This is a genomic window from Jannaschia sp. M317, assembly GCF_025141175.1.
In the GTDB taxonomy this organism is placed as follows: Bacteria; Pseudomonadota; Alphaproteobacteria; order Rhodobacterales; family Rhodobacteraceae; genus Jannaschia.
The window spans coordinates 294279-319978 of sequence record NZ_CP081155.1 but is presented as its reverse complement, the minus strand read 5'-3'; the positions used below and the strand labels follow the sequence as shown (position 1 = coordinate 319978).

At 64.5% G+C, this 25700-nt stretch carries 30 protein-coding genes and 1 tRNA gene; 7 read left to right on the top strand and 24 right to left on the bottom strand.

Annotated features, from left to right (window positions below):
* Position 1 precedes the first annotated feature (1 nt).
* The 8 genes from K3551_RS01720 to K3551_RS01685 all read right to left on the bottom strand — a co-directional run bounded on the left by K3551_RS01720 (position 2) and on the right by K3551_RS01685 (position 7290).
* Positions 2–643: a hypothetical protein gene (locus K3551_RS01720; RefSeq protein WP_259917171.1), complete on the bottom strand. Its 642-nt coding sequence runs from the start codon at positions 641–643 to the stop codon at positions 2–4.
* A gap of 465 nt (positions 644–1108) precedes the next feature.
* Entirely contained in the window at positions 1109–2005 is an 897-nt protein-coding gene (locus K3551_RS01715) for a GntR family transcriptional regulator (protein WP_259917169.1), read from the bottom strand.
* Positions 2006–2035: 30 nt separating this feature from the next.
* On the bottom strand, positions 2036–2701 hold the full coding sequence (locus tag K3551_RS01710) for an RraA family protein (protein ID WP_259917168.1): 666 nt from the start codon (positions 2699–2701) through the stop codon (positions 2036–2038).
* Positions 2702–2713: 12 nt separating this feature from the next.
* A complete protein-coding gene (locus K3551_RS01705; protein ID WP_259917167.1) occupies positions 2714–3469 on the bottom strand; it encodes an SDR family NAD(P)-dependent oxidoreductase in 756 nt (251 codons plus the stop codon).
* Entirely contained in the window at positions 3466–4494 is a 1029-nt protein-coding gene (locus tag K3551_RS01700; protein ID WP_259917166.1) for a zinc-binding alcohol dehydrogenase family protein, read from the bottom strand. The genes K3551_RS01705 and K3551_RS01700 overlap by 4 nt, the downstream gene beginning before the upstream one ends.
* 57 nt (positions 4495–4551) lie before the next feature.
* A complete protein-coding gene (locus K3551_RS01695; RefSeq protein ID WP_259917165.1) occupies positions 4552–5463 on the bottom strand; it encodes a sugar ABC transporter substrate-binding protein in 912 nt (303 codons plus the stop codon).
* A 58-nt stretch (positions 5464–5521) separates the two neighbouring features.
* A complete protein-coding gene (locus tag K3551_RS01690; RefSeq protein ID WP_259917164.1) occupies positions 5522–6508 on the bottom strand; it encodes an ABC transporter permease in 987 nt (328 codons plus the stop codon).
* Positions 6505–7290: an ATP-binding cassette domain-containing protein gene (locus K3551_RS01685; protein WP_259917163.1), complete on the bottom strand. Its 786-nt coding sequence runs from the start codon at positions 7288–7290 to the stop codon at positions 6505–6507. Before K3551_RS01685 ends, K3551_RS01690 begins: the two co-directional genes overlap by 4 nt.
* Positions 7291–7418: 128 nt before the next feature.
* Between K3551_RS01685 and K3551_RS01680 the strand changes: the two genes are divergently transcribed.
* The 5 genes from K3551_RS01680 to K3551_RS01660 are packed head-to-tail and all read left to right on the top strand — an operon-like array spanning position 7419 to position 11049.
* Entirely contained in the window at positions 7419–7709 is a 291-nt protein-coding gene (locus tag K3551_RS01680; protein ID WP_259917162.1) for a UxaA family hydrolase, read from the top strand.
* Positions 7706–8896: a UxaA family hydrolase gene (locus K3551_RS01675; RefSeq protein WP_259917160.1), complete on the top strand. Its 1191-nt coding sequence runs from the start codon at positions 7706–7708 to the stop codon at positions 8894–8896. Before K3551_RS01680 ends, K3551_RS01675 begins: the two co-directional genes overlap by 4 nt.
* Before the next feature lie 7 nt (positions 8897–8903).
* Complete coding sequence (locus K3551_RS01670) at positions 8904–9863, top strand: aldo/keto reductase (RefSeq protein ID WP_259917158.1); 960 nt, start codon at positions 8904–8906, stop codon at positions 9861–9863.
* Positions 9864–9870: 7 nt separating this feature from the next.
* Positions 9871–10701, top strand: coding sequence for an amidohydrolase (locus K3551_RS01665; protein ID WP_259917157.1), 831 nt, complete (start codon positions 9871–9873; stop codon positions 10699–10701).
* Between the two features lie 15 nt (positions 10702–10716).
* On the top strand, positions 10717–11049 hold the full coding sequence (locus K3551_RS01660) for an L-rhamnose mutarotase (protein WP_259917156.1): 333 nt from the start codon (positions 10717–10719) through the stop codon (positions 11047–11049).
* A 284-nt stretch (positions 11050–11333) separates the two neighbouring features.
* On the opposite strand, the gene K3551_RS01655 is transcribed toward K3551_RS01660, so the two are convergent.
* Together K3551_RS01655 and K3551_RS01650 are read right to left on the bottom strand one after the other, a co-directional pair.
* A tRNA-Ala gene (locus K3551_RS01655) sits at positions 11334–11409 on the bottom strand.
* Between the two features lie 70 nt (positions 11410–11479).
* Positions 11480–11809 (bottom strand): TIGR02300 family protein, encoded by a 330-nt coding sequence (locus K3551_RS01650; protein ID WP_259917155.1) that lies wholly within the window; start codon positions 11807–11809, stop codon positions 11480–11482.
* 106 nt (positions 11810–11915) lie between these two features.
* On the opposite strand from K3551_RS01650, the gene K3551_RS01645 reads away from it, so the two are divergent.
* Both K3551_RS01645 and K3551_RS01640 read left to right on the top strand, forming a co-directional pair.
* A complete protein-coding gene (locus tag K3551_RS01645; protein WP_259917154.1) occupies positions 11916–12605 on the top strand; it encodes a M48 family metallopeptidase in 690 nt (229 codons plus the stop codon).
* A 52-nt stretch (positions 12606–12657) separates the two neighbouring features.
* Positions 12658–13305, top strand: coding sequence for a GntR family transcriptional regulator (locus K3551_RS01640; protein ID WP_259917152.1), 648 nt, complete (start codon positions 12658–12660; stop codon positions 13303–13305).
* A gap of 3 nt (positions 13306–13308) precedes the next feature.
* Here K3551_RS01640 and K3551_RS01635 read toward each other — a convergent pair whose 3' ends face one another.
* From K3551_RS01635 to K3551_RS01570, 14 genes are all read right to left on the bottom strand, one after another.
* Positions 13309–13935, bottom strand: a complete 627-nt coding sequence (locus K3551_RS01635; protein ID WP_259917151.1) for a hypothetical protein — start codon at positions 13933–13935, stop codon at positions 13309–13311.
* A gap of 120 nt (positions 13936–14055) precedes the next feature.
* Positions 14056–15450: a dihydrolipoyl dehydrogenase gene (gene lpdA / locus K3551_RS01630; RefSeq protein WP_259917149.1), complete on the bottom strand. Its 1395-nt coding sequence runs from the start codon at positions 15448–15450 to the stop codon at positions 14056–14058.
* A gap of 74 nt (positions 15451–15524) precedes the next feature.
* Positions 15525–15920: an MAPEG family protein gene (locus tag K3551_RS01625; protein ID WP_259917148.1), complete on the bottom strand. Its 396-nt coding sequence runs from the start codon at positions 15918–15920 to the stop codon at positions 15525–15527.
* The gene (locus tag K3551_RS01620; protein WP_259917147.1) at positions 15917–16417 is read right to left on the bottom strand and encodes a hypothetical protein; all 501 of its coding nucleotides are present in this window, start codon (positions 16415–16417) and stop codon (positions 15917–15919) included. Before K3551_RS01620 ends, K3551_RS01625 begins: the two co-directional genes overlap by 4 nt.
* Positions 16414–16590: a hypothetical protein gene (locus K3551_RS01615; RefSeq protein WP_259917146.1), complete on the bottom strand. Its 177-nt coding sequence runs from the start codon at positions 16588–16590 to the stop codon at positions 16414–16416. Before K3551_RS01615 ends, K3551_RS01620 begins: the two co-directional genes overlap by 4 nt.
* A 1-nt stretch (position 16591) precedes the next feature.
* Complete coding sequence (locus tag K3551_RS01610) at positions 16592–16831, bottom strand: DUF3303 family protein (RefSeq protein WP_259917144.1); 240 nt, start codon at positions 16829–16831, stop codon at positions 16592–16594.
* Between the two features lie 108 nt (positions 16832–16939).
* The gene (gene odhB / locus K3551_RS01605; RefSeq protein ID WP_259917143.1) at positions 16940–18466 is read right to left on the bottom strand and encodes a 2-oxoglutarate dehydrogenase complex dihydrolipoyllysine-residue succinyltransferase; all 1527 of its coding nucleotides are present in this window, start codon (positions 18464–18466) and stop codon (positions 16940–16942) included.
* Between the two features lie 3 nt (positions 18467–18469).
* Entirely contained in the window at positions 18470–21430 is a 2961-nt protein-coding gene (locus K3551_RS01600; protein ID WP_259917141.1) for a 2-oxoglutarate dehydrogenase E1 component, read from the bottom strand.
* A 111-nt stretch (positions 21431–21541) separates the two neighbouring features.
* On the bottom strand, positions 21542–22267 hold the full coding sequence (locus tag K3551_RS01595; RefSeq protein ID WP_259917140.1) for a sulfotransferase family protein: 726 nt from the start codon (positions 22265–22267) through the stop codon (positions 21542–21544).
* A 118-nt stretch (positions 22268–22385) separates the two neighbouring features.
* Entirely contained in the window at positions 22386–23000 is a 615-nt protein-coding gene (locus K3551_RS01590; RefSeq protein WP_259917138.1) for a hypothetical protein, read from the bottom strand.
* Positions 22997–23596 (bottom strand): hypothetical protein, encoded by a 600-nt coding sequence (locus tag K3551_RS01585; RefSeq protein WP_259917137.1) that lies wholly within the window; start codon positions 23594–23596, stop codon positions 22997–22999. Before K3551_RS01585 ends, K3551_RS01590 begins: the two co-directional genes overlap by 4 nt.
* Complete coding sequence (gene sucD / locus K3551_RS01580; RefSeq protein ID WP_259917135.1) at positions 23596–24477, bottom strand: succinate--CoA ligase subunit alpha; 882 nt, start codon at positions 24475–24477, stop codon at positions 23596–23598. Before sucD ends, K3551_RS01585 begins: the two co-directional genes overlap by 1 nt.
* Before the next feature lie 32 nt (positions 24478–24509).
* Entirely contained in the window at positions 24510–25088 is a 579-nt protein-coding gene (locus K3551_RS01575) for a hypothetical protein (RefSeq protein ID WP_259917133.1), read from the bottom strand.
* Complete coding sequence (locus K3551_RS01570; protein ID WP_259917131.1) at positions 25085–25600, bottom strand: succinyl-CoA synthetase subunit beta; 516 nt, start codon at positions 25598–25600, stop codon at positions 25085–25087. The genes K3551_RS01575 and K3551_RS01570 overlap by 4 nt, the downstream gene beginning before the upstream one ends.
* Positions 25601–25700: the final 100 nt, after the last annotated feature.

Here is a 25700-nt window from a genome sequence, read left to right as displayed (position 1 = left end):
ATCAGGCCCCTCCGGTCGGTGCCGGGGCGGCGGGGGGGACGTGATGCGGTGTCACATCAGATGTCGACGCCGCAGTCGGCATCGTCGTCGGACGGGGCGCAGGTGGATGGTAGCCGGTGGATGGATAGGCCGGTGGCACTTCGCGGGCACTTGCCTTGAGAAAACGGCCCGCGGCGAAACCCGCCAGGGCGGCCGCGGCCACGAATGCGCCCGGGTGACGGCGCGCAAAGCCTGCGACGTCCTCTCCCAGGCTGGCGATATCCTTGTTGCGGATCTCGGCGGCGGCCCCGGCCACGTAGTCTGCGGCACGGTCCACGGCTTCGGCCTGGGGCGAGCCGTCGGTCATCCGTTCGGCGGCCTCATAAAGCGTGCTGGCCGCGCCATCGACGGTGTCCGCCATGGAATTGCGAACCTCGGCCGTCTTGGCGTCGACCTTCTCCCTGGCGCTGTCGGTGGCGGCTTCGGCGGTCTCGCGCAGTTTCTCTCCGGCGCGATCCTTCAACGTCTCGGCGCGGCGCTTCACGGCCTCACCGGTGGCTTCGGCCTTGGCCTTGCCGGTTTCCAGCGGCTCCTTGGCACGGTCGAGATCAATGTCTGGCGTATTGGAGCTTGGATCGGCCCCCGTCGTTTTCTGGCGTGTCATCGGTGTCTCCATTGCGTCGGGTCGCGTGTCGATGTCGGATCACGCGGCTATATCGAAACAAGAACACCGATCCGGGGCATCGGGTTCCCACGCATCTTTCACGCTGAAACTATCGATCCTCTCTAAGGTTCGGTCATTAAATGATTATTCTGGATATGACCAAGGCAGGCTAACCAAGATCAATCCCGGTGCGACCGTCCGGCCCAACCGATTTCGCACGGATGTCGCTCGCCGCATCTGACAAGATATCAGAGTCCCAGCAGAGAACGCGTGCCGTTCTCTCACTGGTGCATCGGATCACCAGCCCTCGGCCCTAGCCTCACAGATAAGGTCATCGACGCGGAGGGTGCGCGGGACCTGCGTTCGAGACACGCGACCGCAAGTTTCGAGACTGGCAGTATGCCCATCCGCCCCCGAAGACACGGCCCGCACGGGCCGTGGGCCGGCGACCGGATTCAGGCAGCGCTATGTCGACCCATCCCAGGTGGCCGAAGACAACAGCGTTTCGCGGGCGTGGGTCAGGTGCAGGTTCATTGCCCGATCAGCCGCGTCCGCGTCACCCGCTTCCAGGGCCGAGATGATGGCGAGATGCTGGATCACCGCGTGGTGATTGCGTTCCAGCTCGTCTCGTTTGTTCCAGCGATAGTGATAATGAAATACCAGCGAGATCAGCTCGAAGAAGTCCCGGACGAACCGATTGCCGAAGGCGTCGATCCAGGTCCGGTGGAATTTTTCGTCGAGCCGCGGAAACAGGACATAGTTCCGGGTAATATCGGCCAGGATCATTTCGTGTTCTTCGCGCAGGTCGATGACGCGTTGGTGGGTGTCTTTGCCTGCGGCCAGAAACGCGGCAAAGGCAGTGCGTTCGAACATCGCACGCACCGCAAACAATTCCTCGGCGAAGTCGCGGGTGAACCCGTTCAGCACCCAGTGGCGATTGGGTTTCTTCTCGATCAGGCCAAAGCGGGAAAACCGGATCAGGAATTCGCGCACGGCTGTCGAACTGACGCCAAATGCCTTGGCCAGTTCGGTTTCGCGCAGGGTCGTGCCGGGCGTCAATTCGCCCGCAAAGATATGTTCCATGAACAGCGAAGGCAGCTTTTCGGCGACCGATTCCGTTTCGTCCGCCGGAAAGTATTCCGCCTTGCGCGGCTTGCGCAGGACCGTCTTGGACCGTCCGGACCAGGTGATGATCCCGACGTCCTGCAACCCCTGCAGAATGCTGCGAACGGTGGTTCGGCTGACCGACCATTTCTTGGCAAGGGCGACTTCGGTCGGCAGTTCCCAGTCGACCCCGCCCGAGCCAATCATGTCGAGGGCGCGGTTGTAGCCTTCCTTGAAGGTGCTGCTGCTACGCGACATTCGGGACTTCTGCCATTTCGCCTTGCCCTACTACATGACGCCGAAGGTATCAAAGGCCTCCTGCGTGCTCATACCGCCCTTGATGGCGGTGCCAACCAGGTTTTCGGTCGCGACCTTTTCCTGCGCCGCGGCGATGACCTCGGATTCGATGGCGTGCGGGACGATCAGGACGCCTTCGTCGTCGGCCACGATCAGGTCGCCATTGGCAATACGGACCTGCCCGATCTGCAACGGCATGCGATAGTCGATGACCTTGCCTCGCACCCCTTGATCCTGGGCATAGGCCCCGCGCGAAAAGACGGGAAAACCCAGCCGCCGGATGTCCGACGTGTCCCGCACGTAGCCGTCGAGGATCGCGCCCGCAGCCTTCAGGTACTGCGCCCGCGTCGACATCAACCCCCCCCAGAGCGCGCACTGCAACGCGGTTCCGGTCGTGATGTAAATCTCGTCCTGTTTCAGGTCGTCCAGGGCTTCGAACATCAGGCCGAAGGGCCGGTCCGACAGGGGGCCGGCACCCGGACCATCTGTGCTGGCGGTTTCCAGCACCGGCATGGCCCGTCCCACGATCCGCGTGCCTGCCGTCAGCGGGGCAAGACCGGGGGGCAGAAACTGATGTCGGTGGCCCATCTGATCGAGGACGTCGCCAATCACTGCAGTGAACAGCGTCTCGCGGATCAGGTTGAAATCAAGCGCCATGTCGTAGTCCTTTCAAAAACCTGTCGCGCCGCCACCATCGACCAGGACAACCTGACCGGTGACGTAGCGTGCTGCTGGTGCGGCCAGAAAGGCGCAGCACCAGCCAATATCTTCGGGCTGGCCAAGATGGCCCATGGGGATGCGGCCCAGGATCTTGTCCCGTCGCGCCGGGTCGCCCTTGGTCGCCGTGCGGAAGATGTCGGTATCGATCCAACCCGGGGCCACGCCGTTCACGCGGATGCCGCGCGCCGCGAATTCCGCTGACAGGCCGCGCACCACGCCGTTGATGGCGGTCTTGGAAATCGTATAGCCCGCGACCATCGGTTGCCCGATATAGGCGGTCATCGACGACAGAAACTGAATGCTGCCCGTCCTTTGTTCCGCAAGCATCCGGCGGATCACGCACCGGCTCAGCTCCAGCGCGCCGCGCACATGAACGTCGAAGACCCGGTCGAAATCGTCCATCGTCTGGTCTTCGAAGGGTTTCTTGAGCGTGTTGCCTGCGTTGTTGATCAGGATGTCGATGGGCCCCAAAGCCTGTTCAAAGGCGGCGATGTCCTCGGTTCTCGTGATGTCGAGCAGGGCAATCTCGCAACCGGCACCGATCTCGGCCGCCGCCTCTTCCAGAACGTCGCGGCGACGGCCCGCGATCACGACCTTGGCCCCGGACTGAGCGAGGCAGGTGGCGATGGCCTTGCCGATGCCGGTGCCTCCGCCGGTGACCAGCGCGCGCTTGCCGTCCAGACCATAGATTTCTTGCAGGCTCATGTGTCCGGGTCCATTTCGATCATGATTTTGAAAACCGCGTCGCGGTTGTTGCGCCAGTGGTCAAAGGCCTGCTCCGCGTCGCGCCAGGGCAGGACCCGCGTGATCAATTCGTCCGCGATGGCCGGGGAAGCCTGAAGAAACGCGATGACCGCCTCGAAATCTTCGCGCACGGCGTTGCGTGATCCGAAGATGTCGAGCTCCTTGAGATTGAACAGCTTGGTGTCATAGCTGACTTCGGTCTTGGCGTAGCCGACATAGACGATGCGTCCCGCAAATGGGGCGAGGTCGACCGCTGCCCGGAACGTGTCCGGGGATCCGACTGCTTCGATGATGACATCCGGGCCCTCGCCATTCGTCAGCGCGGCCAGGTCTTTTGCCAGATCCCCCGCGACGGGCGACAAGACCGCCTCGACCCCAAGGTCGCGCAAGGTCCTGGCTTTCTGCGCAGAAGGCTCGCTGACGATGACGCGCGCGCCCCTGGCCTGTGCCCCCAGGATCGCGCCGACCCCGATCATGCCGCCACCCAGGACCAAGACGGTGTCCGTGGCACTGACATTGGCGCGGGCAGCAGCGTGGAACCCGACCGAAAGCGGTTCAACCAGTGCCATGTCGCGCAGCGAAAGCGTGTCGTTCAGAATGAGGCGGTCGGTTTTCAGGACGATCTGTGGGCGCAACGCGCCGTCCTGTTGCACGCCCAGGGTCTTGTTGTGCTGACAGGCGTTGGCCCGGCCCTTGCGGCAGGCGGTACAAGTGCCGCAGGTCGTGTAGGGAATGACGATCGCGCCCTGTCCAACCGTATATTCCGGCCCGACATCCGGCCCGCAGGCGGCGATGCGGCCGCCGATCTCGTGGCCGGGGATGCGTGGCAGCCGGACCAGCGGGTTCAATCCCTGAAAGGTGTTCAGATCACTGCCGCACAGGCCCACAAAGGCGACATCCAGCAGAACCTCACCCGGCCCAGGCGAAAGATCTTCGGTATGGTGAAAGGCCGTGTGGCCGATTTTGTCGATGACAAGCGCGTGCATGACGTATCCGTTGGCGACGGCAGGCAGGGTCAGGACCCCGCCTGCCGCATTGGGTGGTTACTTGAAGTCGGCCACATTGGCCTCGGTGATCAGGATGCCGTCGATCGGCACCACGGCCGGGGCGTCTGCCCCGTTGATGATGTTGAGCAGGTTCCGGACGGATTCCTGCCCCATCCGGGTGTTGTCCTGCTTGATCGTCGCGTCCTGCTCGCCTTCTTCGATGGCGACCAGGTTGGCCGGGTTCCCGTCAAAGCCCACGATCACCAGATCGTCGAGCTTGCCCAGGGCCTTGGCCGCCGAAACCGCCGCCAGCGCGCCCGGATCCCAGGCCGAGAAGATCGCCTTGATGTCGGGGTTCGACTGCAGGAAGTTCGTGGTGGTTTCGAAAGCGCAGGAATCCTGCCAGTCGCAAATCTGGAAGATCACCTCGTGGCCCGCGGCCTCGGCTGTGGTCAGCACACCATCACGGCGGGCGTTGCCGGTCTGGTGGCCAGCGGATCCGCCCAGGATCAGAACGCTGCCCTCACCGGCCAGTTGTTCCACGATGTATGCGCCGGCGATCCCGGCGGCGGCCAGGTTGTCGGTCTGCACCAAGCTGGAGATGTGGGGATGGTCGATGCCCGTGTCGACGGCCACGACCGGAATGCCCTTGGCGGCCGCGTTGTCGAGCGACGCGTCAAAGGCCCGGTTGTCGACCGACCCGATGATGATCCCGTCGACACCCATGTCGATGGCGCGATCGACCGCGTCCTTCTGGGCCGCGGAATCCGGCGACGAGGCGGTCATGTCGATGAACTCGACGCCCTGCGCCTCGGCTTCGGCACCTGCGGCTGTCGCGACCCCGATCCAGAACGTGTTGTCGGTGGAATAGCCGGTGTAGGCGATACGCATGTCCTGCGCATAGGCGGCACCGGCAAGGCCGATCGCGGTGGCTGTGGCCAGGACAGCGGTTTTCAATTTTAGTGACATTTGATCCTCCCATGGATGTTCTGGCCGCACTTGGCCTTTGTCTGCACGAGACGCCGTGTCATCGCGCCGATCGTCGCCAGACATCCCAATAGACGGCGACAATGATGATCGCCCCGATTGCAATGCGCTGGTATGAGGTGCCGACGCCCATGTAGGACAAGCCGACGATAATGGTTTGCATGATGAACATGCCAAGCAGCGTCTTGCCGACCCCGCCGCGTCCACCGAACATGCTGGTCCCGCCAATGACGACGGCGGCGATGGCATACAGCTCATAGCTTTGGCCGCGCGCGGGCATGGCAAAGTTCAGCTTGGCGACCTCGACGATCGCGGCAAGCCCGGCCAGCAGCCCGCCCAGCATGTAGTAGTAGATCCGGCTCTTGGCGACGGGAACGCCGGACAGGCGCGCCACTTCTTCGTTGCCGCCGATGGCGAATGCCCGGCTTCCAAGGCGCGTTTTCGTCAGGAACAGACCGGTCAGGATCGCCACGCCGAACATGATCAGCATCGGCACCGTGTTGCCCGTGCCCAGAAAGGTGAACCCATCGGGAAACCGAGACAGGTCGCGCCCGCTTGCCAGAATCTCGGCCAGGCCCTTGTAGGCGGTCAGCCCGCCCAGCGTGACAATGAAGGCAGGGACCTTCGTCAGCACCTGGATGGTTCCGTTGAGCGCCCCCAGGGCGGCCCCCATGGCCAGGCCCAGCCCCACCGCCATGACCGGCGGCAGGCCCCATTCGGCCATGAAGATCCCGACCGCAACGCCGACGACCGCAAAGATCGATCCGACCGACAGGTCGAGCCCGCCCGAGATCAGGACGATCGTCGTCCCGCAGGCAAGGATCGCAAGGATCGAGGCCTGCCCGAAGATCGACAACAGTGTGCCGAAGCTGCGGAACGGCTCCGACATCACGAAAAAGAACCCGTAGATCAGCACCAATGCGGCCAGCACCTGCCAGATCTGCATGAAACTGTGGCGCAGCACCGCAAGGGTGCCGGCGGTGTCGCCTGGGTTGGACACGGAGGCCTGGCTGTCTGTCTGGGTCATGCCGCATCCCCCGAGGCACCGGTAATCAGTCCGACCAGGGCGTCCCCGTCGACATCCTTGACGTCCCGCACGGCCACCAGCCTGCCCAACCGCAAGACCATCACCCGGTCGCAGTAATTCAGCACGTGCTGCATGTTGTGGGTGATCATAATGACGGACAGCCCGTGATCCTTGAGAGACCGGACCAGATCCATCGCCATCTTGCTTTCGCGAACACCCAGTGCGGCCGTCGGCTCGTCCAGGATGGCCACGCGTTTGCCGAACATGACCGTCTTGGACAGGGCGACCGCCTGTCGCTGACCGCCGGAGAACGCCTCCGCCTCGCGGTAGATATCCGCGATCCGCACGTCGAGCTTGCCAAAGAGCGCGCGGATCTCGGCGTCCATCTTCTTGAAGTCGAGCACGCCGAACCAACGGCCCAGCCAATCGTCTCGCAGGATCTCCCGGCCCAGAAAGACGTTCTTGGTGATAGAGATTTCGTTGACCAGGGCCAGGTCCTGATAAACTGTCTCGATGCCTGCGGCCTTGGCGTCGGTTGGCGTGTCGATCTGCGTCTCTATGCCGTCGAATTTCACGACGCCGGACGTCTTGGAAATCGCGCCGGTCAAGGCCTTGATCAGCGTGGACTTACCCGCACCATTGTCGCCGACCACCGCCAGGACCTCGCCCTCGTGCAGGGTCAGATCAACCTGATCAAGGGCGACGATGCCGCCGTAATGCTTTGAAATACCGTGCGCTTCCAGCACAGGTGGCCGCAGCGTGGTGTCGGTCGTGGGTGTCATCTGCAGCGCGCCCTCCCTGGAATCTGCACAGTATGCGTAAAAAACATTTGCCATTGCCGTCAATTGTTTTTTTTGTAAGAAATACATTATAGGGAGAATTCAGCGTGCCAGAGCTTGCGAAAGACAGGGTGAAACTTCTGCATCTGCACCGGTCCGACAATGTCGCCGTTTTGGCGGCGGATGGGCGTGCAGGCGACCGGGTCGCCCTCGCGTCAGGCGGCGATATCGTCCTGCCCTGCGATCTGGTCATGGGCCACAAGATCGCCATCCGGGCGATCCCGGCGGGTGCGGATGTTCTGAAATACGGCTGCCCCATCGGGTATGCCGCCACCGACATCGCGGTCGGGGATCACGTGCACCTGCACAACCTGACCAGTCGTTATACCGTGATCGAGGATATGGAGGCCGCAGGACAATGATGGCTTGGCAACGCAGCGACGGGCGCAAGGGCATCCGAAACACGATCCTGATTGCCTACACGGTGGAATGCGCCCACCACGTCTGCACCCGGATCGCGCAGGATTGCGCGGATCAGGACGCACAGGTCATCGGGTTCTCCGGCTGTTTTCCAAGCGGCTATGGACAGGACATGATGGCGGCGCTGTGCACCCATCCCAATGTCGGGGCGGTGCAGATCGTGTCGCTGGGCTGCGAGAACTTTCGCAAGAGCGACCTGGTGCGTCAGATCGAAGCCTCGGGTCGGCCCGTGAACCTGATCACCATTCAGGATGCCGGCGGGACGCGGGCGGCAATCACCGAGGGCAGTGCCTGGGTCCGTGCGCAGCGGGCGGCACTGGACGCCCTGCCGAAGGTGGCGATGGATCCGTCCGAGCTGGTGATCGGCACGATCTGCGGCGGGTCAGACGCGACATCGGGATTGGCGGGCAATCCCGCCGCCGGGCGCGCGTTCGACAGGCTGGTCGCCGCCGGTGCCACCTGCATCTTCGAGGAAACCGGCGAGTTGATCGGATGTGAGCGGATCATGGCCGCCCGCGCCGCGACCCCCGAGCTGCAAACCACCTTGGTCGCGACGGTCGAAAAGGCCGCGCGGTATTACGCGGCGATGGGCTATGGCTCGTTCTCGCAGGGCAATGCCACCGGCGGTCTGTCGACGATCGAGGAAAAGTCGCTGGGTGCCTATGCCAAATCCGGCGACAGCCAGATCAACGGTATCCTGCGCCCCGCGGAACAGGCCGCGACGGGGGGGTTGTACCTGCTGGATGTGGTGCCGGACGGGCCGCCGAAGTTCGGCTTTCCCAACATCAACGACACCGCCGAGATCATCGAGCTGATTTCTTGCGGGGCGCATGCGGTGATCTTTGTCACCGGGCGCGGGTCCGTCGTGGGCTCTGCCATTTCCCCCGTGCTCAAGGTTTGCGCCAACCCGCAGACCTATGCCCGCATGGCGGGGGACATGGACGTGAACGCGGGCCGTATCCTGCACGGCGAGGCCAGCCTGGATGATGTCGGGGACGAGATCTTCGAGAAACTGATCGGCCTGGCAAAGGGCGGGACCACCGTCTCCGAGGATCTGGGTCACCACGAATTTGTCCTGACCTATAAAACCACATCGCGGCCCGAACCCGGCTGCCATTCTGCTGCCTGAGGCCACCATGATCCTGACACCTGACCACACCCTGTCCTTTGGAACCGCCAGCATCGGCGGGCTCTACGCGCCCGTCACCTCCGAGGCCGCCCACGAGGTGCTGCAAAGCGCCTGGGACGCCGGGATCCGGTATTTCGATACCGCCCCGCACTACGGCAATGGCGCGTCTGAACATCGGTTGGGCGATTTCCTGCGGGACAAATCCGACTGGATCCTGTCGACCAAGGTCGGACGCATCCTGACGCCCGACCGCAACCCGCCCGCCGTGGTCAACGGATTTCACAGCGCCCTGCCGCTCAAGCAGCATTTCGACTTTGGCTATGACGCCATCATGCGCTCGGTCGAGGACAGCTTTCAACGGTTGGGCCTGAACCGGATCGATATCCTGTTTGTCCATGACATCGGCGATCCGGGTGCCGGCACGGACACCGCGCACCACCGGGCCCAGTTGCGCGACAGCGGTGCCAAGGCCTTGCGCGCGCTCAAGGAACAAGGCGTCGTTTCGGCGGTCGGCCTGGGGGTGAACACCGTCGAGATCTGCGAAGACCTGCTGGGTCAGATGGAGATCGACCTGATTCTGCTGGCCGGGCGCTACACGCTGCTAGAGCAGACGGCGCGGGACCGGTTGTTTCCGCTGCTGGACCGTTATGGTGCGAAACTGGTGATCGGCGGGGTCTTCAATTCCGGCATCCTGGCGACCGGCCCGGTGGCGGGCGCGCAATACAACTATGCCCCCGCCCCGCCCAAGGTCCTGTCACGCGTGGCCGAGATCGAGGCGATCTGTACCCGCCACGACGTGCCGATGGCTGCCGCCGCGATTCAGTATCCCGCGCGCGACGACCACGTTGTCTCGACCCTGATCGGCACGTCCAAACCCGGATCGTTGCTGCGCAATGTCACACAGTTCCGGTCGCAGATTCCCGCCGCCCTCTGGGATGACCTGCGCACGGCGGAATTGATTGCATGAGCCGGACATGATCATCGACGCGCATCAGCATTTCTGGACTTTGGCGCGCGGGGACTACGATTGGCCCAACGACAGCGTCGCGCCGATCTTTCGCGATTTCACGCCGGGTGATCTGCGCCCCCTGCTGACGGAAGCGGGCGTTTCAAGGACCGTTCTCGTGCAGGCGACCGATTCCGTGGCCGAGACGCAGTTTCTGCTGCAGATCGCCGAGGCTACGGATTTTGTCGCCGGCGTCGTGGGCTGGGTCGATCTGACCGCACCGGATGCCATCGCCACAATCGAGTTGCTGCGCGCGCATCCCGCGCTGAAGGGTTTGCGACCCATGTTGCAAGGCATCCCGGATACGAACTGGATCCTGCAGGATGCGGCACAGCCGGCGTTGGCGCATATGGCGCGGACGGGCCTGTGTTTCGACGCCCTGATCCAGCCCCGCCACCTGCCCGTGATCGCAGACCTTGCAGCCCGACATCCGCACCTGCCCATTGTGGTCGATCATATCGCCAAGCCCGTGATGGGTGGCGGCTTGCGCCCCGACCCGGACTGGTGCGCGGGCATTGCCACGCTTGCGGCGTGCAAGACCGTCCAGTGCAAGCTGTCGGGCCTGACAACCGAAGCGGGCCCGGCGTGGACCTCCGCGGATCTGATGCCCTTCACGCAGCATGTGCTGGACGCTTTCGGCCCCGCCCGCGTGATGTTTGGCAGCGACTGGCCGGTGGTCAATCTTGCCAGTGACTACGCGACCTGGATCGCGTTCGTCCGCGATCTGATTGCGCCGTATTCGGCCCGTGAACAGGCCGACATCCTGGGCCTGACGGCGCAACGTTTTTACCGGATCTAGCAGGAAAGAAGACCAATGGCTGAACGCATGGGCATGATCATAGGGCTGAAGCCCGAGACGATTGCAGACTACAAGGCATTGCACGCCGATGTCTGGCCTGCCGTCCTGGATCGTCTGCGCAGATCGAACATCACCAATTACTCGATCTTTCTGCGCGAGCCGGAAAACATCATGTTCAGCTATTGGGAATACACCGGCACCGACTTTGACGCCGACATGGCGGCCATCGGCACAGATGAGGCCACCAAAGATTGGTGGAAACTGTGTGGCCCGATGCAGGTGCCGCTCGAGTCGCGTGATGCAGGGGAGTGGTGGGCCTCGATGGCAGAAGTTTTCCATCTGGAATAAGGATCTGGCGCTGCAAAGTCACTGCACGACGCTTGTCCCAAACGCCTGTCCGTCGGTGCCCCGAAGACGGGGCGCAAGCAGCACACGATCCCGAAGCGACCCTCGACAAGGGCACGGCATCGGTCGCGAGGCGTATCGATCCGTCAGGTGGATCGGATCGTCTAAACCGTTTCCCTGACGGTCTTCATGGCATCCGTTGGCGGCATCGATGGATCCGGCCAATCGACGCGAACGCTGACGGGCTGCACGGACCGTCCGAGGGAGTGTCGGGAATGGATGAGAAATGGTGGAGCCTAGGGGAGTCGAACCCCTGACCTCTTGCATGCCATGCAAGCGCTCTACCAACTGAGCTAAGGCCCCTAACCTGTGCCGCGTCCTAAGGGAGCGGCCCGCACGGCGCAAGCGGAAAAATGCTGCGCCGTGCGTCGTCTTAGTCGTCGTCCTTGTCGTCGCCCACATCGGCGATTTCATCGAGCGAGACGGTGTCCTCGTCGTCGTCGTCCAGGACGTCGTCATCGTCGTCCGTCACGTCTTCTTCTTCGATATCGACGTCGTCGTCATCCAGCAGGATGTCTTCGTCGTCCTTCGGCTTGGCGTCCACGTCGTCCTTGTCAGCCGCCAGCACGCGCGTCTTGTTGCTGGTTTCGACGTTCACGACTTCGCCCGTATAGGGGCTGACGACGGGATCACGGTTGAGGTCATAGAAGCGCTTGCCGGTCGTCGGGCAGACCCGCTTGACGCCCCATTCTTCCTTGGGCATGTCGGTTCCTTCATGTCGCGCCGGCACGGTTGCCGGGCAGGGGAATGGGGTCGCATGCCACAGCGGAAAACGCGTGGCAAGCCCCTCAGGGAAGGGCAGGGACCACATGGCAGAGACTTTGGCCGTTCCGGGCCACCCCGGCCTTGCGGTCGCGCTGCGCCGGTCGGCGCGTGTGCGCCGGATGTCGCTGCGGGTCGGGCGGTCTGACGGACGGGTCACCCTGTCGATGCCCACGGCCATGCCCGTGTCGGAGGCGGAGCTGTTCGTCGCGCAGCAGGCCGGCTGGATCGCCCGAAACGTCGCCGCCGCGCCTTTGCCGCGCGGGGTCGCGGTGGGGGCGACCTTGCCGCTCTTGGGGGCGGAGGTGCCGATTGTCGCGGGTCCTGGTCGCGCGGCCCGCTATACGGGCCAGGCGATTGCCGTGGCCGACGACGCCCGCGCGGGACCGCGTGTCAAAGCGCTCCTGAAGGCGTTGGCCCGCACCCATCTGGCGGCGGCTGTTGATCGCTATGCGGATGTTCTGGGCAAGGCGCCGGCCAAGATGACGCTTCGCGATACGCGGTCGCGGTGGGGCAGCTGTTCGTCGCGCGGGGATCTGATGTTTTCCTGGCGGTTGATCATGGCCCCGCCGGAGGTACTGGACTACGTCGCCGCCCACGAGGTCGCGCATCTGCGCCACATGGATCATTCGGCCCGGTTCTGGGGCCAGGTTGCTGTTCTGATGCCCGACTACGCGCCCCGGCGCGACTGGCTGCGCAGGCAAGGGGCGGCGCTGCATGCCGTGCACTTCGACTGAGACGGCGCGAATCGCCAGTTGACCTCTGCCGCAGGGCAGGGACACTTGGCCCATGTTACTGACCCCAAAACCCGATGGTGCCGGTGCGGCGCATGATCGACTGTATCGGTCGCTGCGCACGCGCATCATGCATGGAGAGCTGGGGCCCGGCGAGCCGCTTACCCTGCGCGGGATCGGGCGGGACTACGGCGTGTCGATGACCCCCGCCCGCGAGGCGATGCGCAGGCTGGTCGCCGAAGGCGCGCTGTCGCTGTCGACCTCGGGCCGTGTGACCACGCCTGCGCTGTCGAACGAACGGATCGAGGAATTGGCCGCGCTGCGGTCCCTGTTGGAGCCGGAGCTGGCCGTGCGGGCCCTGCCACGGGCGCACCTGGCCCTGATCGACCGGTTGGAGACGATCAACCAATCCATCGCCGAGCAGATCGCCAAGCACGACGCCTCTGGCTACATCCGCACCAATCTTGAGTTCCACCGCACGTTTTACCTGCGCGCCCAAGCGCCCGCGATGCTGGCGATGGTCGAAACGGTCTGGCTGCAACTCGGACCGACGATGCGATCGCTGTACGGGCGGCTGAACCGCACCGAACTGCCGAAGAACCATCGCCTGATCGTGGCGGCCCTGCGCGCCGGGGACGAGCCGGGGCTGCGACTGGCGGTGCGGGCGGATGTGACCCAGGGACTGCGTCTGCTGGCGACCTGAGGGTCAGGCCGGGATCAGCTTACGCAGGTCGCGCAGGTCGGATCGGCGCAGCCGCAGGCCAGACGCCATCGTCTTCAGGTGCGACCGGTCAATCGGGCTGAGCGGGCCCGAGGCCAGCATCACCGACACGGCGGCGTTGAAGACGACCAACTTTTCGGCCTCGTTCAGATTGTCGCCCAGATAGTGGAACGTCCCGGGAAAGATCACGCGGTCGGCGCGGTGCGCCACCTCGCGAATATGGTCGATGTCGAAATCCATCTTGGTGGTGTTGCGCGCGACTTCGTGGGCGCGCTTCAGGCGGTCCGGGTCGATCTTGCCCTTGCGCCAGGTGGCGTGGGCCATCGCGTCGACGACCCGGAAACGCGGGCCGTCCTTCAGGCCCATGATCTCCCGCCGCAAGGTCCGTCTCCGCAGCCGCAGGCGGTGGGTTGCCAGCAAGGCAACCGCCCCAAGGGCAAACAGGCCCGCGACCCAAGGCAGAAGGTTCAGCTTGCCGAAGGCCTCGATCACGGCGGTTGGCAGGAAATGCTGATGCGGCGCGACAGGGTCGATGTCGGCCTTCACGGGCGCAGACAACAGAAGCAGCGGCGAGAAACAGGCCGTGAGAACAGGAAAGCTGGACCGAAACATGGGGGCACCGTTAAAGGTATTGGACCTGCCCTGTTCACCATGAAAAAGCGGCAGGAGTTGGAACCTCCTGCCGCTCAATCATGGCAAATTGTCGGTATTCCTGTCGCACGCGGGGCGGCGTCAGGCGTGAATCGCCCCGTCCCCGCAGGCCAGGGCGGCCTCGCGCATCGCCTCGCTAAAGGTCGGGTGCGCATGGCAGGTGCGGGCCAGATCTTCGGCTGCGGCCCCGAATTCCATCGCAACGCAGACCTCGTGGATCAGGTCGCCCGCCATCGGGCCGATCACGTGACAGCCCAGGATCCGGTCCGTTTCGGCGTCGGCGATCATCTTGACGAAACCGTCACCGGCGAACACGGCCTTGGCGCGGGCGTTGCCCATGAAGGTGAATTTTCCGACCTTGTAGGCGCGTCCCTCCGCCTTCAGCTGTTCTTCGGTGGCGCCGACCGACCCGACCTCGGGGTGGGTGTAGATGACACCGGGGATCACGTCGTAGTTCACGTGTCCCGCCTGTCCGGCCAGGATCTCGGCCAGGGCCATGCCCTCATCCTCGGCCTTGTGGGCCAGCATCGGGCCTTCGATCACGTCGCCGATGGCGTAGATGCCCTTGACCGAGGTGTTATAGCGGTGATCGACCGCGATCTGGCCACGCTTTGTCATCTCGATCCCAAGCCCGTCCAGGCCCAGGCCCGTGACATAGGGTTTGCGCCCCGTGGCGACCAGAACGACATCGGCTTCGATCTGTTTGGCGCTGTCGTCGCGGCGCAGAGTATAGTCGACAACCGCCCCGCCGTCGCCCGCCACAACCTTGGACACGGCGGCTCCGGTGACAAATTTAAGCCCCTGCTTTTTCAGCATCTTCTGGAACGTTTTCGCAACCTCGCCATCCTGGCCCGGCGTGATCTGATCGAGGTATTCCACCACCGTCACCTTGGTGCCCAGGCGCGCGTAGACGGACCCCAGTTCCAGCCCGATCACACCACCGCCCACGACAACCATGGATCCGGGAATGCTGTCGAGTTCCAGGGCACCGGTCGAAGTGACGATGATCTTTTCGTCGATCTCCACCTCGGCGCCCGGCACATTCGCCGCCTCGGAACCCGACGCAACGATGATGTGCTTGGCCTCGTGAACCTCGTCACCGACCTTGACCTGACCCGCAGCGGGGATCGATCCCCACCCCTTCAGCCAGTCGATCTTGTTCTTTTTGAACAGAAATTCGATGCCCTTGGTATTGGTGTCGATGGTGTCCTGCTTGTACGACAGCATCTGTTTCCAGTCGACGGCGGGGGCGTTGCCCATCAGGCCCATCTTGGCGAAGTTATGCTCCGCCTCGTGCAGCTGGTGGGTGGCGTGCAGCATGGCCTTTGACGGGATGCAGCCGACGTTCAGGCAGGTGCCGCCCAGCGTCTCGCGGCCTTCGACCACGGCCGTTTTCAGGCCCAGCTGTGCGCAGCGGATGGCGCAGACATAGCCGCCCGGGCCGCTTCCGATGATGATGACGTCGTATTGGGCCATGATGCCTCCGGTCGAATATTCCATGGGTGATCAGCGGGTGATCCACGTCGGATGCGGGTCCGACGTGGCGCGGATCAGATTAGCGTCGAGATTACCATTGATATGGTCGCGAGGAACCCCGCGAACCAGATGAGCGAGCGTCCCGGCCGCCACCCGAAAGCGTAGGCCGGAACATAAAGGACCCGCGCGACCAGGTAGACCCAGGCGCAGGCGGCGGTGAAAGGGGTGGATTGCCCCGAGACGGCAACCAGCAGGGCGGCGGGGGCGAACAGGGTCAGCCCCTCAAAGTGGTTGGTCAGCGCCCGTTGCAGGCGGCCGCCCAGATCCGACAGCGGACGCGACGGGTCGCGGTCGCGCGCCGACATCGCATAACCCGGCCCGACGTCCAGATTGGCGCGGATGGAATAAGCGGCGAACTGTGCCGCCTGCAACAGGATCGCCAGCGCAAGGACGGTGAGTTCCGGTGTCATTCCGTCACCAGCGGCAGGGTCGAAAACCCGCCGTCGAACGTGGACAGCACGCGCCAGCATGGCTGTGCCCCGTAGCCATCGCATTGGCCGCCGTGGACGGGCACCAGGATCAGGCGTTCGGTGACGGTGGGATCGTCGGCAAAGGGGGGCACGTCGACGGTTTGCCAGTCGCCGCCCCAGACCTCCTGCGCGGTGGTGCCGTCCAGGATGAAATGCTTGGGGGTCCCGGCGGTCCCGGCCCAGCGGGCGGCGTTGAACTGACAGAAGACATGATCGAAAGAGATCACGAGGTCCTCATCCCCATCGCCGTCCAGGTCGGCGGCCGTATAGGCACCGTCCTCGACGATCAGGTCGCCGGCATCCTCGGTGGTGCAGACGTCGGCGGCGGCCTCGATCAGGCGCTGGCCAGCGGGGTTTCCCGCGGGCAGCGGCCCATCGACCCCGGCCTGCGCCGCCGTGGCCAGCAGCAGCAGGGGGAGGGCGCGCAGCAGGATCATCCGTTCCGCCGGATCAGGATCGCGGTCGTGACCGCCGACAGCACCGCATAACCCGCCGCCAGATACCACAGGATCGGGTCCGGCCCCTGCCACGCCTGCAGCACGAGCACGAGGATCACCGCGATGGCGACCCGGATCAGCCAGAAGGCGATGGCGCGGCGGGTGGGGGTCATGTCAGGCAGTCCTCAGAAAATTGGCCTCGATCGCGGGGCTGGTGGCGGTTTCACGGTCGAACCAGGCCTGTGCCTTCTTGCGGTCGTTGACCTCGAAAAGGGCGGTGACCCCCGGCCCATCCGCCTGCCGCCAGAGCTGCAACACCGTCATCCCCGCCTGCATCCGTTGTACGGCGGTGGCGTCGAAATCCCGTTTCCAGGTGTCGTCGTCGGCGGGGGCGAGGTGGGCGAGGAGGTTCATGGGGGCTCCGGTCTTTGGGGTGCGTAGGGTGGGTGCAACCCACCATCATGGGAGGAAAACACATGATCGGGGCGGTGGGTTTCACCCACCCTACGCTGGACGCTGGGTTTACAAGTCCATCAGCAACCGGCGCGGATCCTCCAGCGCCTCTTTCACGCGCACGAGGAAGGTCACGGCCCCTTTGCCGTCGACGATGCGGTGATCGTAGCTGAGCGCCAGATACATCATCGGGCGAATCACGATCTCGCCGCCGACGACCATGGGGCGGTCCTGGATCTTGTGCATGCCCAGGATGCCCGACTGCGGCGGGTTCAGGATGGGCGAGGACATGAGCGAGCCATAGACCCCGCCGTTGGAGATGGTGAAGGTGCCGCCCTGCATCTCGGCCATCGACAGCTTGCCGTCGCGGGCCTTGGCGCCCTTTTCTGCGATGGCCTTTTCGATCTCGGCGAAGGACATGGCGTCGGCGTCGCGGATGACCGGCACGACCAGGCCGGTGGGCGTACCCGCCGCAATGCCCATGTGGACGAAGTTCTTGTAGACGATGTCGGTGCCGTCGATCTCTGCGTTGACCTCGGGCACCTCTTTGAGGGCGTGCACGCAGGCCTTGGTGAAGAAGGACATGAAGCCCAGCTTCACGCCGTGCTTCTTGAGGAACAGGTCCTTGTATTCGGAGCGCAGGTCCATGACCGCCTTCATGTCGACCTCGTTGTAGGTCGTGAGCATCGCGGCGGTGTTCTGGCTGTCCTTGAGGCGGCGCGCGATGGTCTGGCGCAGGCGGGTCATCTTCACCCGTTCTTCGCGCGCGTCATCGCTGGCGGCGACGGGGGCGCGGGGGGCCGGGGCGGTCGGCGCCGGGGCCGGGGCCGGGGCAGAGGTGCCGGAGGAGACGGCCTTGAGCACGTCTTCCTTCATGATGCGGCCGTCGCGGCCGGTGCCGGTGACCTGCGCGTCGGACAGACCCATTTCCGCCATCAGCTTGTTGGCCGAGGGGGCGTTTTCGACATCGCCCTTGGACGGGCTGGCCGCAGGTGCGGCGGCGGCGGGCGTGTCGGAGGCGGGCGCGGCTGCCGCGGCACCCGCACCGGACGATATGACGGCCAGCTGACCGCCGGCCTCGATCGTGGCGCCTTCCATGTGCAGGATCTTGGTCAGGGTGCCGGCGGCGGGGGCGGGCACCTCGACGGAGACCTTGTCGGTTTCCAACTCGCAGAGCATTTCATCGGCGGCGACCGCATCGCCTTCGGACTTGAACCAGGTGGCGACGGTGGCCTCGGTCACGCTCTCGCCCAGGGCGGGGACCATGACGGGGACCTCCTGGCCGCCCGCATCCTCGGTGGGGGCGTCCTTGGCGGGGGCCTCTGTCTTGGCGGCCTTGGGGGCGGGGGCCGCCCCTTCGCCCTCGGAGATGGTGGCCAGCAGGGCGTCGACGCCCACGGTGTCGCCTTCGTTCGCGACGATTTCACCCAAGGTGCCTGCGGCGGGGGAGGGGACCTCGACCGTTACCTTGTCGGTTTCCAGCTCGCAGAGCATTTCATCGACAGCGACCGCATCGCCCGGCTGTTTGAACCAGGTGGCGACGGTGGCCTCGGTCACGGATTCGCCCAAGGTAGGGACTTTGACTTCTACGGACATGATTTACTCCACGGTCAGCGCTTCGTTCACGAGCGCGGCTTGTTGTGCTTTGTGCTGGCTGGCGAGGCCGGTGGCGGGCGAGGCAGAGGCCGCGCGGCCCACGTATTGCGGGCGTGGGTGGGTGGCCCCGATGCGGGTCAGGACCCATTCGATGTTGGGCTCCACAAAGGTCCATGCGCCCTGGTTCTTGGGCTCTTCCTGGCACCAGACGACTTCGGCCTGCTTGAAGCGGCTGAGTTCGTTGACCATCGACAGCGCGGGGAACGGATAGAACTGTTCCAGCCGCAGGATATACACGTCGGTCAAACCACGCGCGTCGCGTTCCTCCAGCAGATCGTAGTAGACCTTGCCCGAACAGACGACGACGCGCTTGATCTTGTCGTCGGCCACCAGCGTCGTCTCGGAGTTGCCCTGTTGGGCATCGTCCCACAGCACCCGGTGGAAGCTGCTGCCGGTGGTGAATTCCGCCTTGGTCGAGACCGCCATCTTGTGCCGCAGCAACGATTTGGGCGTCATCAGGATCAGCGGTTTGCGGAAATCGCGGTGCAGCTGACGGCGCAGGATGTGGAAGTAGTTCGACGGCGTCGTGCAGTTGGCCACGATCCAGTTGTCCGACCCGCACATTTGCAGGAACCGTTCCAGACGCGCCGAGGAGTGTTCCGGCCCCTGACCTTCGAAGCCATGGGGCAGCAGGCAGACCAGGCCCGACATCCGCAGCCATTTCGATTCGCCCGAGCTGATGAACTGATCGAACATGATCTGCGCGCCATTGGCGAAATCGCCGAACTGCGCCTCCCACATGGTCAGCGCGTTGGGTTCCGCCAGCGAATAGCCGTATTCGAAGCCCAGGACCGCATATTCCGACAGCGCGGAGTCGATGACCTCGTACTGGGCCTGGCCTTCGCGGATGTGGTTGAGGGGGTAGTACCGCTCTTCCGTCTCCTGGTTGACGAAGCCGGAGTGCCGCTGGCTGAAGGTGCCGCGCGTGCTGTCCTGACCGGCCAGACGCACCTTGTAGTTCTCGGTCAGAAGCGACCCGAAGGCCAGGGCCTCGGCGGTGGCCCAATCGAAGCCTTCGCCGCTTTCGAACATCTTCGACTTGGCGTCCAGCAGGCGGGTGACCGTCTTGTGCATCGGAAAATCAGCGGGGGCCGAGGTCAGGGCGCGGCCCACCTCGTCAAAGGTGTCTTCGGGGATGGAGGTCTCGCCGCGGACGTATTCCTCGGCGTCGCGCCGATCCAGATGGGACCAGCGCCCGTCCAGCCAGTCGGCCTTGTTGGGCTTGTAGTCCTTCCCGGCCTCGAATTCCTGGGCCATGCGGTCCTGGAACGCGGCCTTCATGTCCTCGATCTCGCCCTCGGGGATCAGGCCGTCCTTGACCAGGCGTTCGGTATAGAGGCTGAGCGTCGTCTTGTGGCCCTTGATGCGCTTGTACATCACCGGGTTGGTGAACATGGGCTCGTCGCCCTCGTTATGGCCGAAACGACGGTAGCAGAAGATGTCGAGAACGACGTCCTTGCCGAATTTCTGGCGGAATTCGATCGCGACGCGGGCGGCGTGGACCACCGCTTCGGGATCGTCGCCGTTGACGTGGAAGATCGGGGCTTCGACCACCAGGGCGTTGTCCGTCGGATAGGGCGACGAACGCGAGAAGTGCGGCGCGGTCGTGAAGCCGATCTGGTTGTTGACGACGATGTGGATCGTGCCACCGGTCTTGTGGCCGCGCACGCCCGACAGGGCGAAACATTCGGCCACGACGCCCTGACCCGCAAAGGCCGCGTCCCCGTGCAGCAACAGGCCCGCCACGCGGGTCCGGGCCTCATCGCCCAGCTGATCCTGCTTGGCGCGGACCTTGCCCAGGACGACGGGGTTCACCGCCTCCAGGTGGGACGGGTTCGCGGTCAGCGACAGGTGCACCGAGTTGCCGTCGAATTCCCGGTCGGACGAGGCCCCCAGGTGGTATTTCACATCCCCCGAGCCGTCGACGTCCTCGGGCTTGAAGCTGCCGCCCTGGAATTCGTTGAAGATCGCCTTGTAGGGTTTCTGCATGACGTTCGCCAGAACCGACAGGCGGCCCCGGTGGGGCATGCCGATGACGATGTCTTCGAGCCCCAGCTGACCGCCGCGCTTGATGATCTGTTCCATCGCTGGGATCAGCGCCTCGCCGCCGTCCAGGCCGAACCGCTTGGTGCCCATGTACTTGACGTGCAGGTATTTCTCAAAGCCCTCGGCCTCGACCAGCTTGTTGAGGATCGCGCGACGCCCGTTCTGGGTGAACTCGATCTCCTTGCCGAGACCCTCGATCCGCTCCTTCAGCCAGGACGATTGCTCGGGGTCGGAGATATGCATGTACTGCAGCGCGAAGGTGCCGCAGTAGGTGCGCTTCACGATCTCGACGATCTGGCGCATGGTCGCCACTTCGAGGCCCAGCACCTTGTCGATGAAGATGGGCCGGTCCATGTCGGCCTCTTCGAAGCCGTAGGACTGCGGGTCCAGTTCGGGATGGGCGCTGTCGTCGCGCATGCCCAACGGGTCCAGGTCGGCGGCCAGGTGGCCCCGGATCCGGTAGGCCCGGATCAGCATCAGCGCACGGATACTGTCGAGCACGGCGCGGCGCAGCTGGTCGTCGGTGATCGACACGCCCGCCGCCTCGGCCTTGGCCTTGATCTTGTCGCCAGCGGCCTTTTTCTCGACCGGCTCTGCAGGCCATTCGCCCGTCAGGGCGGCGGTCAGGTCGTCGGCAGGCTGCGGCGGCCAATCACGGCGCGCCCAGGACGGGCCTGCCGCCTCGGCGCGGGCGGCCTCCTTGTCGTCGGCCAGCGCCTCGAAGAACTGCCGCCAGCTGTCATCGACCGCACCGGGGTCGGTGGCGTAACGGGCATACATCTGTTCGAGGTATTCCGCGTTATGCCCCTGCATGAAGGACGTGGAGTGGAAAACGTCGTTGTCGGATTGGTCGGTCATGCGATCACCTCTTGAAGGGCGGGGGCGGAAACTTGGGTCATCGAGCGGTCACTTGGGGGCATTTTTTAAGGCCAAAGTAGTCTTTGCCATCAATCGGGGGTGTCAACTGTATCACTGATCGCCTGGCTTTTCTGGATAGCCGAATTTCTCAAACGCCCAGAACATTCTCTTCTTGACTTGTTCAACCGTGCTTTGATCGTAATAGTCTGCGACCGAATGGCCATGTCGTAGATGTTTACTGACAAGCGTTTCCGGAATTCTCAGTCGGTTTTCGTCCAGTTCAAGTTCCTTGGCGACACGTATCAAATCCTCGCGCAGGTGTTCATATCTAATCGCTTTAGTGATGCAAAACTTACCATTCAACATGACGGTTTCTCCATCCACGATGGCGTCATTGGACATAATAAAATCACGGAACTCGGAGCGAATTTCGTCGAATCCGCTTTCAGCGATTTCTCTGGTCGAGACCTTATGACCCTTGATTTCGTGGCGAACTGTCCGGCGCCAATGGAAATTGGACACCATTCGGTCAAACGGGTTCCGAACGGATGCGACTTTGTCGTATCTATTCCAAATTCGTTCTCCAACCCTGTCGAACAGGTCCGCAGCCGACATATGCGGTAGCCAGATCTTGTCTGCGGCGGTCTCTTTGCTTGAGAGGTTGAATATCATTCTCCTCCCAATGACGCCTCGAACTCCGACTTGCGCGTGTGTGGCGGCTTTCACCTGGTCCGGATCCTGATTGAAAGCCGCCCCTTGCAGAGCCATTTCAATTGAGGTGCCAGCAGTCTTGCTGGTCTTGAGATAGATAAATTGATAAGGATGCGACACTAACATTCAGAGTACTCCGCGCACCCCATCTCAGCCGTGATGCTGAAAATTGAAGACATAACCAACCGCTTATGTGTGACAGGCGTAATGCAATTTCGGAGCATCAGGGAATTTTCCATTTGCGTCACTCGGGCAGGGCGGGCAGGTCGAGGCGCGTGGCCAGTCCTGCGGGGGTGGAGGCGAGCCGCGTGGGATCCGAGCGGTCGGGATTGGGGCGCGCAAAGGTGACGGTGACATCCTGGTCGGGCCGCACCTCGGCGTAGGTTGTCGAAAAGATCTGCGTCGCGTCGTCCTGCAGGCCGGTGGCATCGCGCAGGCGGGCCGCCTCGAACGCGGGGTCCAGGTCGGATGCAGTCAGCAGCGCCACGTAGCAGATCACGGCACGGGTTCCGATCTCGCTCTCGGCGACGCCGGATATCATCAGGGTCTGGCCGCCGCCGTCGAAGATCATCGATTCCTCGGACCGGTCGACCCAGAGCAGGCGCGCCTCGGCCAGCATGTCCTCGGGCGCGGTGCCTTCGGGCACGGACAACGCGGCGAAGGCACGGGCCAGACGGTCGGTCTGGGCGGCGCGGTTCATGGCGGGAATGAAGGTCCAGCCGATCGCCTCCAGCTCGGCGCGATAGCGGGCGGGGTCGAAATGGTCGGCGATGCAGGGCTGCATCGGATCGGGCAGGGGCACGCCTTGCGCCGCGGCGGGCGCGGCAAGCGTCAGGGCAAGTACAGCGGCACGGATCACAGCGACGGCTCCCCTTCGAAACGAATGTAGCTATCGAGAACAGCGGTGGGCACGGTCGCGAGGCCGCCGATCTCGGCGGTCAGGGCGGCGGCATCCAGCGGCAGGATCATGATTGCCCCGCCGTCGACTTCCTGGCGGGCGAGTGTGCCGATGACGGTATCGGGGACGTCCGCCCCCGCCTCCAGCATGGCACCGCGACACTGAAGCTCCATCATGCCAGCCTCCGGAACGCGCCAGAAGACCGCAAGCGCGGCCCCGTCACGCTGCAAGAGCCGGGTTTTGCTGGTGGGGATGTCGCGCTTGCGCGCCAGCCCCTCGACCGTGCGCCGTTGCAGGGTCAGGATGCTGTCGAGCGGTTCACCCCCGGAATCGCCGGTCAGGTACTGTGTGGCGTAGGACCAGACGAGCAGTTCCGCCACCTCGGGCGGCAGGGTTCCGCCCGGCACCACCTGCCAGCCCGCGCGTTCCAGACCGGCCAGGGTCATGTCCAGGTCGGTCGCGGGGATCAGGCAGGCGTCGGGCACCTCGGCAGCCCGGACCAACCCACCCGAAAGGGTGAGGGCCAGGGTCAGCGCGATGGCGCCCGCGCGGCGCATCAGCCGATCGCTTCTTTCACGGCCTCGCCCAGGGTGGCCGGGCTGTCGGCCACGACGATGCCCGCGCTGCGCATGGCCTCGATCTTGGACTCGGCATCGCCCTTGCCACCCGCGACGATGGCGCCTGCGTGGCCCATGCGGCGGCCCGGAGGGGCGGTGCGGCCGGCGATGAACCCGGCGGTCGGCTTCCAGCGGCCGGCCTTTTTCTCGTCGGCCAGGAATTGCGCGGCCTCTTCCTCGGCGGTGCCGCCGATCTCACCGATCATGATGATCGAATGGGTTTCCGGGTCGGCCAGGAACATTTCCAGCACGTCGATATGCTCGGTTCCCTTGATCGGGTCGCCGCCGATGCCGACGGCGGTGGATTGGCCGAGCCCCATGTCGGTGGTCTGCTTGACCGCCTCATAGGTCAGGGTGCCCGAGCGGGACACGACGCCCACCGACCCACGTTTGTGGATGTGGCCGGGCATGATGCCGATCTTGCAGGCGTCGGGCGTGATCACGCCGGGGCAGTTCGGCCCGATCAGGCGGGTCGACGACCCGTCCAGCGCGCGCTTGACCTTCATCATGTCGAGAACCGGGATGCCCTCGGTGATGCAGACGACCAGCGGGATTTCGGCGTCGATCGCCTCCAGGATGGAATCGGCGGCAAAGGGGGGCGGGACGTAGATGACAGAGGCATTGGCCCCGGTCTTTTCCACCGCCTCGTGGCAGCTGTCGAAGACCGGCAGGTTCAGGTGTGACTGACCGCCCTTGCCGGGCGTGACACCGCCGACCATCTGGGTGCCGTAGGCGATCGCCTGCTCGGAGTGGAACGTCCCCTGAGAGCCGGTGAAGCCCTGGCAGATCACCTTGGTATCTTTGTCGATGAGAATGGCCATGTCTGTCTCCGTATTGCGCGGCTGCGCGGTCTTTATCTGTGAATGATCAGGATGACGGGGTGCGAGATCGTCTCGCTCTCGCCCGTCTGTTCGTTGGTGAAGGTGGTATCGGCGATGGGCAGCGTGACCGAGAGGTCCTCGAAGAAGAACCCGGCCCCGCCAAGTTCATTGGTTCCGGCGCTGACCGGGCGGTTCAGCAGGTCGGTGCCATCCGCAAGCCGTGCGGCCAGCACCCGACCGGAAATCGCATTGGCCCCCTGGATACCCACGGCGGGCGAGCCGACCGAACAGCCGGACCCGCGATAGGCAAGCCGCCCGGCTTCGGTTGTGATGAACTGGTCCGGCGCGGGGCCGATCCGCAGAAAGGTCAGGGTCGTCGGGTTGACGTAGACGGTCGATGCGCCCTCGCGTTCCGCAATCGGAAAGCCCAGGCTGCGCGCGGCCCGGTTTTGCGCGGCGCGGGTGGTGTTGTTCAGGCACACCGCCTCCAGCGCGAACTGGATGCGCTCCGATGCGGTGGCGCGGAACGCGGCAGAGGTCTGAACCGGCGCGGTGTTCGACACGCATCCCGCCAGCACGGCCAGCGTCAGAAGGGCGACGGCACGGATCATCGGGACACCTCGGCGCTGGCCTCGGGTGTCAGACGTTCGACGCTCAGAAAGGTTTCGGGGCCATTCGGGCCGGGGCGGGTGCCGGTGTGCACAACAGCCACGCGGTTCGGGTTGAGAAAGCGCGCGGCCAGCAGCGTGGTGCCGGGCAGGGCCGCGGTCACGTGGGTGGCGGGCAGCGGGGCCTCGGTGCGGATACCCTCGGCGGCAAGGGCGCCGACGGCGACCTCTGCGGCCTGCGGGCCTGCGTCGCCGTCAAAGGCGATCTCGCAGCGGCGGTCGGTGCCGGGTGTCACTGGCGTGCGGGCCGGTGAGGGCGCGTCCGCCGAAAACGGACGCAGGTCGTAGAAATCGTGCCGCGCGTGCGGGGCGAGGTTCGCCGTCGCCGTCGTCGCCGTCAGATGCGGCGACAGGCAGTTGCGCGCGAACGCGTCCAGCGCGGCGGCGCGCATGGGGTTGGCGGCGGCGGGAAGGGCCGCGACGAGCCCCAGTGCAAGCGCCGAAAGCCGCACCATGCCAGCCGGGGCATGGTGACGACGCCGGGCGCGCGCCGGGACAGACGCCCGGGGCTCCGCCCGTTCGTGCGCCCGGGGCTCCGCCCGTTCGCGAACCGGA